Genomic DNA, 13,663 nt, shown 5'->3' on the forward strand with positions numbered 1-13,663 from the left:
GGGCTCAGCCGGGCGGCGCGGATCAGCACCATCGGACAACGGATCGTCGACCCACGACCGCCGCCGAACCGGGCGGTCGACGCGGGGCCGCGCGGGGCGCTCTCAGCGGGTCGGCGCGGTGATGTGGCGCCGCGCGGAGGCGACGAACGCGTCCGGATCGTCGGCGTAGATGCGGACCCGGTCGGTCGGCTCGCTGGGCCCCTTGGGCAGGGCCAGCCGGACCGGTTCCCGGAGCACGACGTCCACACTGGTCTGGCTGCCCACACCGAGGTTCACGATCGGTCCACTGTCGTCGCGTTCGACCTGGACGCCCTTGCCGGAGGGCAACGACCGGTACCGCTTGTGCACGGCCGCGACACCGTCCCACGGGATGGTCAGATCGAGGCTGATGCCGTTGCGTACCCGGATGCCGGTGTCGTCGAGGACGTGCGGGTGGAGTTGGAGCATCGCGAACAGCCCGAGCATCCAGATCAACCCGTAGACGCCCAACGCCAGGACGAGGTAGCGGGCCGGTTGCCACGGTACGAGCCGGGCGATGATCAGATCGAAGATCGGGATCTCCACGGCGGAGAGCACGATGAACATGACGAGGATCGGCCGCACCACCCCGAGGTAGCTGAACGTCACCGCCCCGGGCGGGTACGAGACCGGGCGGCGCAGCACCCAGCGGAAGAGACTGCGCCACATGGCCGACTCGTAGGCGACGGCCGTTCGGACCAGGGACGAGCGTTCCACCGCACTGCCTCGCTTTCGCCGCAGGGACACCGGGCCGGCCGGCGTTTTGCAATGCAGTTGAAATGTAACCCGTATGCCCGGTGGTTGCAAGACGACCGCATCGTGATCATGAAGTCGGGTGTGTCAGGCTGACCCGATGACTGAGCTGATCTTCCGTACCGCGCGCCGTGCGGACGTACCGGCGATCGTGGCGATGCTGCTCGACGACGAGGTGAGCGCCGCCCGGGACCCCGACCATCCGGTGAGCGAGGAGATCGACGCCGCCTACTGGGCCGGCTTCGAGGCGGTCGACGCCGACCCGCGCAACGAGCTGATCGTCGTGGAACGGGACGGCGAGCCGGTCGGCACCATGCAGCTCACCTTCATCCCGTCGCTGAGCCGACGGGGCGCCGAACGCCTGCAGATCGAGGCGGTACGGGTCCGCGCCGACCTGCGCGGGATCGGGATCGGCCGACGGATGATCACCTGGGCGGTGGACCAGGCCCGGGAGCGCGGCTGCGGGCTGGTCCAGTTGACCACCGACAAGCGGCGTACGGACGCGCACCGGTTCTACACGTCGCTCGGTTTCGAGGACAGCCACGAGGGCATGAAACTGGCGCCACCGAGGATCACGGACACCCCTGGAGCCCGTGCCGGCGGCCCGCTCACCACCGCCTGAGGCGGCACCGGGCGGGCAGAGGTGACTCCGCTGGTGGCCGGACGCACGTCCGGCCGGCTCAGGCTCTGCGGTCGCGGTCCTTGGAGGGCTGCACCCGCTTCGGTTCGCCCGGCATCTTCGGATGGTCGGGCGGGTACGGCAGGTCGCCGCCGGCGCCGTCCCGCTCGTCACGGTCGGCCCACTCCAACAGCGGGGTGATGTCCCACGGGCTGTCGTCGATCCCGGCGTGCGGGTCGCCGATCTTCGCGATCCGCTCCGGCACGGTCCGCAGGTCGAAGTCGTCCGGCTCGACGTGGGGCAACTCGTCCCAGGTGACCGGGGTGGAGACGGTGGCCCGGGCGTTGGCGCGCAGCGAGTAGGCGCAGGCGATGGTCCGGTCCCGGGCCATCTGGTTGTAGTCCAGGAACACCTTCTCGCCGCGTTCCTCCTTCCACCATGAGGTGGTGACCAGGTCGGGGCGACGTCGTTCGATCTCCCGGGCGAAGGCGATCACCGATCGACGTACCTCGGTGAAGGTCCACCGGGGCGGGATCCGCAGGTAGATGTGCACACCTCGGCCGCCGGAGGTCTTCGGCCAGCCGACCGCGCCGAGTTCGGCCAGCAGCGCCCGCACCTCGCCGGCCGCCTCCACCGCGTCGGCGAAGTCGGTGCCGGGCTGCGGGTCGAGGTCGATGCGCAGCTCGTCGGGGCGGTCCACGTCGTTGCCCCGGACCGGCCAGGGATGGAAGACCACGGTGCCCATCTGGGCGGCCCAGGCGACGTGCGCGAGGTCGGCGGGGCAGAGTTCGTCGGCGCTCCGGCCGCTCGGAAACTGGATCTTGGCGGTCTGGATCCACGGCGGCACGCCACGGGCCGGCACCCGCTTCTGGTAGAACATCTCCCCCTCGATGCCCTCGGGGAAGCGCTGCAGCGCGGTCGGCCGGTTGCCGAGGGCCCGCATGATGCCCTCGCCGACCGCCAGGTAGTAGTCGAACATGTCCTTCTTGGTGAAGCCCCGGCGCGGGAAGTAGACCCGGTCCGGGCTGCTCAGCCGTACCGTGTGCCCGGCCACCTCGACCTCGACGGGCTTCGCCTTCGCGGTGCCACCACCAGCCATGCGCCGACCCTATGCCACCGGTGTGACGTCGAGCCGCCCGACGCGGGGATGGCGGCCCGCGACGGAACCGGAGCCGGGGTCGGGTTCCACCCCGGTCCGGGCGGCGTTCACGGCCGGAGGCCGGCGTCGGCGGACGCGCAGCCGTACCGGTGTTCCTCCCAGAGCTGGGCGATCATCACGAGCTTCTGCTCGAAACGCGGGTCCCGGTCGAGCGGGCCGCCGTCGTAGGGCACGCGCAGTCGCAGCACCGCGCCGTCGGCGAGGTAGACCGCGACGAGGGTACGTCCCCGGCGGCGCTCCGCCCGGACGTCGACCACCCGCGACCAGGGCGCGAAGGCGTACGGGCCGTAGCTCCGGCTCCGCACCCCGGCCCCGTCCAGCGTCGTACCGGCCCAGGAGCGCAGCGCCGTGCCGCAGAGCAGTCCGGACGGCAGCGGGGCCAGGATCAGGACCCAGGCCAGGTCCGGCAGGTCCCGCGCGCCGGGTGCCACGGCGACCGCGGCGAGCAGCACCGCGCTGCCCAGCCCGCCCGCGCGGAGCCCGTGCGTCAGCGCCTGTCGCCAGGTCAGCCGGTATTCGGCCAGCACCGGTCGTCGGTGCCGCCTCCGTCTGATACCACCCGGCCGAGTGGCCGCCCGCATGTCTGGTCAACGAGTCGCCGGGCGGCCGGTGATTGCCACCGGTCGAGATCCGAATCACCCAGGGTCGTTACCGGGTGGAAGATCGCCGCCGTACCGTAGGGGTATGGCTGCCGACAACAAGGATCTTCCGCTCGACCAGGGCAGCGGGCTGCCCACCAGCGAGGAGGAGTGGCGGGTACGGCTCAGCCCGGAGGAGTTCCGGGTGCTACGCCAGGCCGGCACGGAACGCGCCTGGACCGGCGAGTACGTGGACACGAAGACCCGGGGCATGTACCACTGCCGGGCCTGTGGCGCGGAACTCTTCTCCAGCGACACGAAATTCGACTCGCACTGCGGCTGGCCGAGCTTCGACCAGGCACTGCCGGGCGCCATCCGCTACCTGGAGGACCGCTCGCTCGGCATGGTCCGGGTCGAGGTGCGGTGCGCCCGCTGCGACTCCCACCTCGGGCACCGGTTCGACGGCGAGGGCTACACACCGACGAACGCCCGGTACTGCATCAACTCGATCTCCATGCGCCTGGACCCGTCAACCCCGTAGGATCGTGACAGATGTCCGAAACGGGGGATTTGTCATGGCGTCCTGCGAGGTCTGCGGCAACGACTACTGGATGGCGTTCGAGATCCGTACGGTGAGCGGCGACGTGCACACGTTCGACTCGTTCGAGTGCGCGGCACACAAGCTCGCCCCGGTCTGCGAACACTGCGGCGTCCGGATCCTCGGCCACGGGGTGGAGGTCTCCGGACGCTTCTTCTGCTGTGGCCACTGCGCCCGGGTGGTCGAGGGCGAACGCGGCGCGGAGATCCGGGACGCGGTCGGAGCCCGACCCGCCTGAGCCGCCCGGCGCTGCCTACCATTCCGGAATGCACGCCCAGCCGACACAGACACCGCCCTCGGGCCACCTCGACCTCCGGATCGCCTCCTTCGCCGACCTCTCCACCCACACCCTGCACGACCTCCTACGACTGCGGGTGGACGTGTTTGTCGTCGAGCAGGCGTGCGCCTACCCGGAACTGGACGGGCGGGACGTCGAGCCCGGCACCCGGCACCTGTGGTTCGCCCGGGACGGCGTGCCGCTGGCGTACCTGCGTCTGCTCGCCGATCCGGGTCCCGCCGGGGAGCCCGGCGCGGTAGCCCGGATCGGCCGGGTGGTGGTGGCTCCGCAGGCCCGGGGTGAGGGTCTCGCCGGGCGACTGATGACCGAGGCGTTGACCGTGGTCGGCGCCCGGCCCTGCGTCCTGGAGGCACAGGCCTACCTGGTCGGCTTCTACGCCCGCTTCGGCTTCACCCCCAGCGGCCCCGAGTACGTCGAGGACGGCATCGCGCACGTACCGATGCGGCGCGAACCGGCCTGACCGCCCGCGGCTCGACAACGACGCCCCCGAACCTGAGGTGTTAGGAAGGGCCCCTTCCTATACAAGAAGCGATAAGAAGGGGCCCTTCCTTACACGGCAGCTCAGGGCAGGGTGTCGACCAGCTCGCCGATACCCCGGCGGCGACCGGTGTAGAACGGCACCTCCTCGCGGACGTGCCGGCGGGCCCGGGAGGCCCGCAGGTCACGCATCAGGTCCACGATCCGGTGCAGCTCGTCGGCCTCGAAGGCGAGCATCCACTCGTAGTCGCCGAGCGCGAACGAGGCCACCGTGTTGGCCCGGACGTCCGGGTAGCCGCGCGCCAACATGCCGTGCTCGGCCAGCATCTCCCGACGCTCGACGTCGGGCAGCAGGTACCACTCGTAGGAACGGACGAACGGGTAGACGCAGATGTAGTTCCGGGCCGGCTCACCGGCCAGGAACGCCGGGATGTGGCTCTTGTTGAACTCGGCCGGCCGGTGCAGCGCCATCTGCGACCAGACCGGGGCCAGGTGCCGGCCGAGCGCGGTCCGCCGCAGCCGCCCGTACGCCTCCTGGAGCGCGTCGCTGGACGACGAGTGCCACCAGATCATCAGGTCCGCGTCGGCGCGCAACCCGGAGACGTCGTAACTGCCCCGGACCACCACGTCCTTGCCGGCCAGTTCCTCGACCAGCGACTCGACCTCGGCCACGATGCCGTCCCTGGCCTCCGGCAGCGGGCCGGTGGCCCGGAACACCGACCACATGGTGTACCGGATGCTCGCGTTCAACTCCCGCAGCCGGGCCGCGTTGCTCTGCTCCGACGTCTGTTCCGCACTCATGCTCTCGATGCTCCCCACACCTTGATGATGTCCTCCGCCGCCGTCTCACCGGACCGTACGCAGATCGGGATCCCCACCCCGTCGTAGCCGGCGCCGGCCAGCGCCAGGGTCGGGTACGCGTCCCGCAACGCGGTCCGGGCGGCGGCGACCCGGTCCAGATGGCCGGGGGTGTACTGCGGCAGGGCGCCGCCCCAGCGCTGCACGTGACTGGCGACCGGTACGGGCAGCCGTGCCCCGTCCCCGGCACCGCCGGCGACCAGCGTGCCGAGTTCCCGGTGCACGGTCGAGACCAGTTCGTCGTCGGCCCGCTGCAGCAGGTGTTCCTCGCCGTACCGGCCGACCGAGGCGCGGACCAGCACCGTACCGTCGGCCCGCCGCAGGTGCGCCCACTTGGTGGTGAAGAACGTCGCCGCCTTGATCAGGGTCCCCTCCCCCGGCGGCACCAGGAAGCCGGAGAGGTCGGCCGGCAGCAGATCGGCGGCCGGAGCGGGCAGGGCCAGACTGACCAGCGCCACGCTGGCGTAGTCGAGCCGGCCGACCAGGGCGCCGACCGCGACGTCGACCCCGGCCAGCAGTCGGGCCGCCGGGCGGGCCGGCAGCGCCAGCACCACCGCGTCGACCTCGGCCAGTTCCGGATCCCGGGTCGGGCCGATGACCAGCCGCCAGCCACCCGGGACCGGGATCAGCTCCCGGACCGCCGCGTTCAGCCGGATCTCGGCACCGCTCGCCTCGGCGGCGGCGGCCACCAGTCGGCTCACCCCGCCGGCGACGGTGGCGAAGACCGGGGCCCCCGGGGGCCGGGGCGTCGCCGCCTGGGCCGCCCGGACCGCACCGCTCAGCGTCGCCTCCGTCCGGGCCGCCCGGGCCAGCGCCGGCATCGTGGCGGCCAGCGACAGTTCGTCGGCCCGGCCGGCGTAGACCCCGCCGAGCATCGGGTCGACCAGCCGGTCGACCACCTCGGCGCCGAGCCGGCGCCGGACCAGGTCGCCGACCGTGACGTCCTCGTCCGGGCCGAGCAGCGGCCGACCGCCGTCGTGGTCGCGCTCCGTCTCCGGGCGGGCCACCGTCGTCACCGCCGCCAGGTCTCCCGGTACGCCGACCAGGGTGCCCGGGGGCACCGGACGCAGCTCGCCACCGATCGCCAGCGCCGCCCGCCCGGTCGCCGGGTGTACCAGCGCGTCGCCGAGCCCGACCCGTCGGGCCAGGGCCACCGCGGCGGAGTCGCCACCGGCCGGATCACGGACCAGGAACGCCTCGGCGCCGAACTCGACCGTCGAACCGGCCAGTGAGCCGGTACGGAGTTTGCCGCCGAGCGCGCCCGACTGCTCGTACACGGTGATCCGGGTGTCGGCGGGCAGCCGGTCGCGCAGCCGTACCGCTGCGGCCAGCCCGGCGATACCGCCGCCGACCACCGCGATCCGCACCGCCCGCTCGCTCACGCCCCCACCTCGCTCCGCTCGGCGTCGTCGTGAGCCCGAACCCTGAGCCAACCCGTTCGCTCGCTCCGCTCGCTCACGCCCCCCACCTCGCTCCGCTCAGCCTGCGGACGCCTCGTGGACCAGGGCTGCGACCCGGGTCAGTACGTCGGGATCAGTCTCCGGAAGTACCCCGTGACCGAGGTTGAACACGTGCCCCGGGGTGGCCGTCCCCTCGGTGAGGATCCGGCGCACCTCGGCCTCGACGACCGGCCACGGCGCGAACAGCACCGCCGGGTCGAGGTTGCCCTGTACCGCCTTGTCCTGCCCGATCCGCACCGTCGCCGCGTCCAGCGGGGTACGCCAGTCGACCCCGACCACGTCCGCCCCGGCCTCGCCCATCGCGGTGAGCAGTTCGGCGGTGCCGACCCCGAAGTGGATCCTCGGTACGCCCGCGTCGGCGAGCCCGTTCAGCACGGTCGTCGAGTACGGCAGCACGAACCGGCGGTAGTCGGCCTCGGAGAGCGCTCCGGCCCAGGAGTCGAAGAGCTGCACGGCGGAGACGCCCGCAGCGATCTGCACCCGGAGGAAGGCGAGGGTGATCTCGGCGAGCCGGCCCAGCAGCGCGTGCCAGACGTCGGGCGCGCCGTGCATCAGCGCCTTGGTCCGTACGTGGTTGCGGGACGGCCCACCCTCGACGAGGTAGCTGGCGAGGGTGAACGGCGCGCCGGCGAACCCGATCAGCGGGGTGTCGCCGAGTTCCGCGACGAGCAGGCGTACCGCCTCGTCCACAAAGGACACGTCGGTGGGGTCGATGACCCGGATCCGGGCCACGTCGTCGAGGGTCCGCACCGGCTCGGCCACCACCGGTCCCGTCCCGGGCACGATGTCCAGGTCCACCCCGGCCGCCGCCACCGGTACGACGATGTCGCTGAACAGGACCGCCGCGTCGACGCCGTGTCGGCGGACCGGCTGGAGGGTGATCTCGGCGACCAGTTCGGGACGTCGGCAGGAGTCCAGCATGCCGATGCCCTCGCGTACCTTGCGGTACTCCGGCAGCGACCGGCCGGCCTGCCGCATGAACCAGACCGGGGTGTGCGGCACCGGCTGCCGCCGACAGGCCCGGACGAACGGCGAATCGGCGGGCCCGGACACGGCCGGTTTGTCGTCTCGGGCGGCATTGCCCTTACTCGTGGCGCTCATCGGCGCAATCGTGCCACGCGGGCCGGGAGGGGCGTCGCGCAGCGCCGGGTTTTGTGGCGTAGGCGGCTCACCGGCCGGGACCGACCTCCGGCGACCGCGACCCGTGGCGGGGCGGCCGGGCCGGCCGATGCCGGATCGGCGGCAGTGCCGACCGGGCTAGGCGGAGCGGTTGCCGGGGCGGCATTACGGCGCGCCGCTCCCCCGTCACGGTCCCGACTACGGCGCGGCGCTCCCCCACCGCGCCCACGATCGGCTTAGGCTGCGGATATGGCCCCCCCGATCGTGCAGCCCGAGACCTTCGCCCGTGCGGTGGCGGGGTTGCGCTCGGCGGTGCCGCGCGAGGAGATCGTCCTCGAGGAGGTCGGGGCGCCGCAGCGGCTCGCCCCGTACGCCTTCGCGCTCAGCGCCACGGTGCACCGCGACGGCGACGAGGTGGCGACCGGGCGGCTCATCCTGCTGCACGACCCGGCCGGCCACGAGGCGTGGGAGGGGACCCTGCGGCTGGTCACCTACGTCACCGCCGAACTGGAGATCGACCTGGCCGCCGATCCGCTGCTTCCCGGGGTCGGCTGGACCTGGCTGACCGATGCCCTGGAGGCGCGGGAGGCCGGATACCGGGCGATCGGCGGCACGGTGACCCAGACCATGTCGACCCGGTTCGGCGATCTGGCCGGCCCGCCGGCCGCCGGTGACATCGAGATCCGCGCCTCCTGGACCCCGACCGACGACGACCTGCGGGCGCACCTGCTCGCCTGGTGCACCCTGCTGGCCTCCACCGCCGGGCTTCCGCCGCCGGGCGTCACGGCACTGCCGCACTCCCGACCGGCCGGCGCCGCCTGACCCGGGCGCCCGGTCGCACCCGCCCGGACCACCGGGACCGGCCGGCGCCGTTCGACCCGACCGGCCGCCGACGGCCACCTGAGTGTCGTCACCGTCACCGTCCGCAGATCGCCTCAATCGCTTCACCGACACCAGGAGCCGCAGTGGGCCCGAAACGCCGGACCGGCTGCGTCGGGGCGATCCGGGCGAAGACTAGGGTTGTCAGGTGACCGACGAACCACCCCTGCGCCGTCGGGCCGCGCAACGCCGAGCAGGGGACGAGCCACACAGCCTGCCGGCGCCCGCGCCGGTGCCCGAGACAGTGGGGCCCGACCCAACGCCCGGCGGGCCCGTACCGCTGCTCACACCCCGCGACGGCACCCCTGCCCCCGTCGAGACCTCCGCTGGTCTGGCCGAGGTGGTGGGCCGCTTCGCGACCGGCACCGGCCCGGTCGCGGTGGATGCCGAACGCGCTTCCGGATACCGCTACAGCCAACGGGCCTATCTGGTGCAGTTGCGCCGGGCCGGTGCCGGTACGGCGCTGATCGATCCGCTGCCGCTCGGCGACCTGAGCACCCTCGACGAGGCGATCGCCGACGCCGAGTGGGTGCTGCACGCCGCCAGCCAGGATCTCGCCTGCCTGGCCGACCTCGGCCTGCGACCACGGCGGCTCTTCGACACCGAACTGGCCGCCAGGCTGGCCGGATTCGAGCGGGTCGGTCTGGCCGCCCTGACCGAACAGCTACTCGGCTTCACCCTGGAGAAGCACCACTCGGCCGCCGACTGGTCCAGCCGGCCGCTGCCGGAGTCCTGGCTGACCTACGCCGCGCTCGACGTCGAGATGCTCACCGACCTGCGGGACGCGCTGGCGCTGGAACTGGAGCGGCAGGGCAAGGAGAAGTGGGCGGCCGAGGAGTTCGCCGCCCTGGTGGCCTGGGGCGCCCAGCCGGCGCGGCAGCGTCCTGACCCGTGGCGACGTACCTCGGGCATCCACCGGGTGCGGGGCGCGCGGGCCCAGGCCCGGGTCCGGGCGATCTGGTACGCCCGGGACGAGATCGCGGCCCGCCGCGACTCCGCCCCCGGTCGGGTGCTGCCCGACGCCGCGATCATCGCGGCGGCCGAGATGGATCCGAAGGACGAACGCACCCTGCTGATGCTGCCCGGCTTCGGCGGCCGTTCGGTACGCCGGCTCGCCCGGATCTGGCTGGACGCGCTCGCCGAGGCACGGCAGCTTCCCGACGACGCGTTGCCGGTCGCCCCGACGGTCGACGGTCCGCCTCCGCCGCACCGCTGGGCGGAGCGGGATCCGGTGGCGGCGGCCCGACTGGCCCGCTGCCGGGAGGTGGTGACCCGGATCGCCGCCGCACACACCCTGCCGCCGGAGAACCTGATCACCCCGGACTCGGTCCGCCGGCTGGCCTGGATACCGCCTGAGGAGATCACCCCGGAGACCGTCGCCGAGACGCTGCGCGGCTACGGCGCCCGGGGCTGGCAGGTGGGGCTGATCGCCGACGAACTGGCGACGGCGCTGGTCGAACCGTCGGCCTGAACGGGACGGGTGGCCGTTTCGCCGTCAGCGGATCCCCTGACGGCGAAACGGCGCGATACCACCCCACCCGGCCCGTAGGGTCGAAAAGATGATCATCAGTGAACTGCGGCCCGGCCTGTACCGGCTACGGCTGGGCAGATACCAGGCCTACGCCTGGCGGGACGGTGCGTCGGTCACGCTCGTCGACACCGGCGAGGCCGGTTCCGGTCCGGCGATCGCCGCCGGACTGGCCGAACTCGGCCTGACCCCGGGAAATCTCGACCGCGTGGTGCTCACCCACTTCCACGACGACCACACCGGTTCGGCCGCCGAACTGGCCTCGTGGGGTCCGGTGCGAATCGTCGCGCACGCGCTGGACGCCCCGGTCGTCCGCGGTGAACGACCGGGGCCGCCGCCCAACTTCACGCCGTTCGAGCGGGACCTGCACGCCCAGGTCGCCGCCGGGCTGGTCCCGGCCCCGCCGGTCCGGGTCGACGACGAGGTACGCGACGGCGACGTGCTCGACTTCGGCGGCGGCGCACGGGTGATCTCGACGCCCGGGCACACCGACGGGAGTCTGGCCCTGCACCTGCCCGAGCACGGCGTGCTCCTCACCGGGGACATCGCCGCCGAGCACGGCGGACAGGTGATGTTCGGCGTGTTCCACCTCGATCGGGCGGTGGCGGCGGAGTCGCTGCGCCGACTGGCCGAGCTCGACGTCGAGGTGGCCTGTTTCGGCCACGGCGAGCCGGTGCTCGGTGACGCCTCCGCGCGGCTGCGGGAGGCGGCTGCCCTCGTCACGACGTGACCCCGGGTCCGGGTGGCCCGCCGGGGAACCGACCCCCGCAACGGTCCGGGCGCCGACCGGGCCGGGTGGTGACCCCCCTCCGGTCGGCGCCCGGCGTACCGGCCTACGCGGCGGTGTCGGGCCCGAGGACCTCGGTGCGCTTGCGGGCCCAGGCCAACGAGTGCCGGATGCCGTCGGCGACGGAGAACTCCGGCTTCCAGTCCAGCAGGGCGCGCGCCCGGGTGCTGCGGGTGAACGAGCCGGCGCCGTCGCCGGGACGCGGCGGCGCCTCGCCGGTCCGCAGCGGGCCGGCCGCCTCGGTGAAGGCGGCGACGAGTTCCCGGACGGTGGTCCCCTCACCGGTGCCGAGGTTGATCACCTCGACCGAGCGGTCGCCGTCGGCGGGCAGGACCTCGTCGAACTTCAGCAGCGCCTGCACGTGCGCCCGGGCCAGATCCCAGACGTGTACGTAGTCCCGGATGCCGGAGCCGTCCCGGGTGGGCCAGTCCGTCCCGGTGATCAGGAACTCCTCGCCGTTCTCGTAGGCGCCGATCATCTTGCCGAGGGCGTGGGTCGGACGTGCGGTCTGCAGCCCGGTCCGCAGCTCGGGGTCGGCACCGATCGGGTTGAAGTAGCGCAGCGACAGCGCGCGCAACGGGGTGGCCGCCGCGGCGTCGGCGAGGATCATCTCCATCACCGCTTTGGTACGGGCGTACGGGCTGGTCGGCGCGAGCGGCGAGTCCTCGTCGACGGAGAAGTCCTCGTTGGTCTGGTAGATCGAGGCCGACGAGCTGAAGACGTAGCGGTGTACGCCGTTGCGGAGCAGGTGCTCGATGAAGTCGATCGACTTCGCGACGTTCTCCCGGTAGTAGCGCAGCGGCTCGGCCACCGACTCCGGTACGACGATCAGCGCCGCCGCGTGCACCACGGCGCCGATCTCCGGGTGCTCGGCGAAGATCCGGTCCAGCAGCGGCCCGTCGGCGATGTCGCCCTGGTAGAAGATCCGTCCCCGGGTGAACTCGACCCGCCCGGTGACCAGATTGTCCAGGATCACCGGCTCGATGCCGGCGTCCAGGCAGGCCGACGCCACCGTGCTGCCGATGAAACCGGCGCCTCCCGCAACCAGTACCTTCACGCCTGATCCTCTCCGCCCACATCCGGGGTCCGTCCACGTTTCGCGGTCAACCTACCGGACCGTCCCGATGGTCCGGCCGGAGACGGTGTGGCCCGGACCACAGTGGCGGCGCGACCGACGTTAGTTACCGGCTAGTAGCATCCGGGGTACACGCCCGTGCCGGCGACCGTACTCCGGTCCGTGGTGCCGTACGTCGGCACCGAAGGTCGGATCATGGTCGAAAAGGAGGCTCCAGTGCCCCGTGAAGTCCGGGACGTCGTCTTCGTCGACGGCGTCCGCACCCCGTTCGGCAAGGCGGGTGGCATGTACGCGCACACCCGCGCCGACGACCTGGTGATCCGCTGCATCCGCGAACTGCTGCGGCGCAACCCGCAGCTGCCGCCGGAGCGCGTCGACGAGGTGGCGATCGCCGCCACCACCCAGATCGGCGACCAGGGCCTCACCATCGGCCGTACCGCCGCACTGCTGGCCGGGCTGCCGAAAACGGTCCCGGGCTACGCCATCGACCGGATGTGCGCGGGCGCGATGACCGCGGTCACCACGGTCGCCGGCGGCATCGCCATGGGCGCCTACGACGTGGCGATCGCCGGTGGTGTCGAGCACATGGGCCGGCACCCGATGGGCGAGGGTGTCGACCCGAACCCCCGGATCCTGGCCGAGAAGCTGGTCGACCCGTCCGCCCTGGTGATGGGCTCGACCGCGGAGAACCTGCACGACCGGGTCCCGCACATCACCCGGGAACGGGCCGACGCGTACGCGCTCGCCTCGCAGGTCAAGACCGCCAAGGCGTACGCCAACGGCAAGCTGCAGGACGATCTGGTGCCGGTCGCCACCCGGGACCCGGAGGCCGGTTGGGGACTGGCCACCGCCGACGAGGCGCCCCGGGACACCTCGCTGGAGAAACTGGCCACCCTGAAGACCCCGTTCCGCCCGCACGGCAAGGTGACCGCCGGAAACGCGGCCGGGCTCAACGACGGCGCCACCGCCAGCCTGCTCGCCGCCGAGGACGTCGCCCGGGAACTCGGGCTGCCGATCGCGATGCGGCTGGTGTCGTACGGCTTCGTCGGGGTGGAGCCGGAGGTGATGGGCTTCGGCCCGATCCCGTCCACCGAGAAGGCGCTGCGGATCGCCGGGCTGACCATCGACGACATCGGCCTGTTCGAGCTGAACGAGGCGTTCGCGGTGCAGGTGCTCGCCTTCCTCGACCACTTCGGCATCGCGGACGACGACCCCCGGGTCAACCAGTGGGGCGGGGCGATCGCCATCGGCCACCCGCTCGCCTCCTCCGGCGTACGGCTGATGACCCAGCTCGCCCGTCAGTTCGCCGAGCACCCCGAGGTGCGGTACGGCATCACCGCGATGTGCATCGGTATCGGCATGGGCGGCACGGTCATCTGGGAGAACCCGGCCTGGACGGAGTCCAGCCAGCCGACTCAGCGGGAGGATGACGACAAGTGAGTGCGAGCAGTGAGCGG

At 72.6% G+C, this 13,663-nt stretch carries 15 protein-coding genes; 8 read left to right on the forward strand and 7 right to left on the reverse strand.

Going from position 1 to position 13,663, the window contains the following annotated elements; all coding sequences use genetic code 11:
* Window positions 1–102: 102 nt before the first annotated feature.
* Window positions 103–735: a hypothetical protein gene (locus V1633_RS31055; protein WP_331217866.1), complete on the reverse strand. Its 633-nt coding sequence runs from the start codon at window positions 733–735 to the stop codon at window positions 103–105.
* A 136-nt stretch (window positions 736–871) separates the two neighbouring features.
* Here V1633_RS31055 and V1633_RS31060 point away from each other — a divergent pair, with 136 nt between their 5' ends.
* Complete coding sequence (locus V1633_RS31060; protein ID WP_331217867.1) at window positions 872–1,393, forward strand: GNAT family N-acetyltransferase; 522 nt, start codon at window positions 872–874, stop codon at window positions 1,391–1,393.
* A 58-nt stretch (window positions 1,394–1,451) separates the two neighbouring features.
* On the opposite strand, the gene ligD is transcribed toward V1633_RS31060, so the two are convergent.
* Both ligD and V1633_RS31070 read right to left on the reverse strand, forming a co-directional pair.
* Window positions 1,452–2,489, reverse strand: a complete 1,038-nt coding sequence (ligD, locus tag V1633_RS31065; RefSeq protein ID WP_331217868.1) for a non-homologous end-joining DNA ligase — start codon at window positions 2,487–2,489, stop codon at window positions 1,452–1,454.
* Window positions 2,490–2,596: 107 nt separating this feature from the next.
* The gene (locus tag V1633_RS31070; protein WP_331217869.1) at window positions 2,597–3,076 is read right to left on the reverse strand and encodes a hypothetical protein; all 480 of its coding nucleotides are present in this window, start codon (window positions 3,074–3,076) and stop codon (window positions 2,597–2,599) included.
* Between the two features lie 157 nt (window positions 3,077–3,233).
* Here V1633_RS31070 and msrB point away from each other — a divergent pair, with 157 nt between their 5' ends.
* Genes msrB through V1633_RS31085 form a run of 3 tightly spaced genes read left to right on the forward strand, consistent with a single transcriptional unit; the run spans window position 3,234 to window position 4,483 of the window.
* The gene (gene msrB / locus V1633_RS31075; protein ID WP_331217870.1) at window positions 3,234–3,668 is read left to right on the forward strand and encodes a peptide-methionine (R)-S-oxide reductase MsrB; all 435 of its coding nucleotides are present in this window, start codon (window positions 3,234–3,236) and stop codon (window positions 3,666–3,668) included.
* 34 nt (window positions 3,669–3,702) lie between these two features.
* On the forward strand, window positions 3,703–3,963 hold the full coding sequence (locus V1633_RS31080) for a Prokaryotic metallothionein (RefSeq protein WP_331217966.1): 261 nt from the start codon (window positions 3,703–3,705) through the stop codon (window positions 3,961–3,963).
* 28 nt (window positions 3,964–3,991) lie between these two features.
* On the forward strand, window positions 3,992–4,483 hold the full coding sequence (locus V1633_RS31085) for a GNAT family N-acetyltransferase (RefSeq protein WP_331217871.1): 492 nt from the start codon (window positions 3,992–3,994) through the stop codon (window positions 4,481–4,483).
* A 101-nt stretch (window positions 4,484–4,584) separates the two neighbouring features.
* On the opposite strand, the gene hemQ is transcribed toward V1633_RS31085, so the two are convergent.
* From hemQ to hemE, 3 genes are all read right to left on the reverse strand, one after another.
* On the reverse strand, window positions 4,585–5,301 hold the full coding sequence (gene hemQ, locus V1633_RS31090; RefSeq protein WP_331217872.1) for a hydrogen peroxide-dependent heme synthase: 717 nt from the start codon (window positions 5,299–5,301) through the stop codon (window positions 4,585–4,587).
* Window positions 5,298–6,740, reverse strand: coding sequence for a protoporphyrinogen oxidase (gene hemG, locus V1633_RS31095; protein ID WP_331217873.1), 1,443 nt, complete (start codon window positions 6,738–6,740; stop codon window positions 5,298–5,300). Before hemG ends, hemQ begins: the two co-directional genes overlap by 4 nt.
* 96 nt (window positions 6,741–6,836) lie before the next feature.
* Window positions 6,837–7,919, reverse strand: coding sequence for a uroporphyrinogen decarboxylase (gene hemE / locus V1633_RS31100; protein ID WP_331217874.1), 1,083 nt, complete (start codon window positions 7,917–7,919; stop codon window positions 6,837–6,839).
* A 267-nt stretch (window positions 7,920–8,186) separates the two neighbouring features.
* Here hemE and V1633_RS31105 point away from each other — a divergent pair, with 267 nt between their 5' ends.
* From V1633_RS31105 to V1633_RS31115, 3 genes are all read left to right on the forward strand, one after another.
* Window positions 8,187–8,759, forward strand: coding sequence for a DUF3000 domain-containing protein (locus V1633_RS31105; RefSeq protein ID WP_331217875.1), 573 nt, complete (start codon window positions 8,187–8,189; stop codon window positions 8,757–8,759).
* Window positions 8,760–8,964: 205 nt separating this feature from the next.
* Window positions 8,965–10,287, forward strand: coding sequence for a ribonuclease D (locus V1633_RS31110; protein WP_331217876.1), 1,323 nt, complete (start codon window positions 8,965–8,967; stop codon window positions 10,285–10,287).
* A gap of 88 nt (window positions 10,288–10,375) precedes the next feature.
* Window positions 10,376–11,074, forward strand: coding sequence for an MBL fold metallo-hydrolase (locus V1633_RS31115; RefSeq protein ID WP_331217877.1), 699 nt, complete (start codon window positions 10,376–10,378; stop codon window positions 11,072–11,074).
* A gap of 103 nt (window positions 11,075–11,177) precedes the next feature.
* Here the strand turns inward: V1633_RS31115 and galE are convergent, their stop codons facing one another.
* Window positions 11,178–12,188, reverse strand: a complete 1,011-nt coding sequence (galE, locus tag V1633_RS31120) for a UDP-glucose 4-epimerase GalE (RefSeq protein ID WP_331217878.1) — start codon at window positions 12,186–12,188, stop codon at window positions 11,178–11,180.
* A gap of 234 nt (window positions 12,189–12,422) precedes the next feature.
* Here galE and V1633_RS31125 point away from each other — a divergent pair, with 234 nt between their 5' ends.
* Window positions 12,423–13,646: a thiolase family protein gene (locus V1633_RS31125; RefSeq protein ID WP_331217879.1), complete on the forward strand. Its 1,224-nt coding sequence runs from the start codon at window positions 12,423–12,425 to the stop codon at window positions 13,644–13,646.
* Window positions 13,647–13,663: the final 17 nt, after the last annotated feature.

It is taken from the genome of Plantactinospora sonchi, assembly GCF_036422035.1.
GTDB lineage: Bacteria > Actinomycetota > Actinomycetes > Mycobacteriales > Micromonosporaceae > Plantactinospora > Plantactinospora sonchi.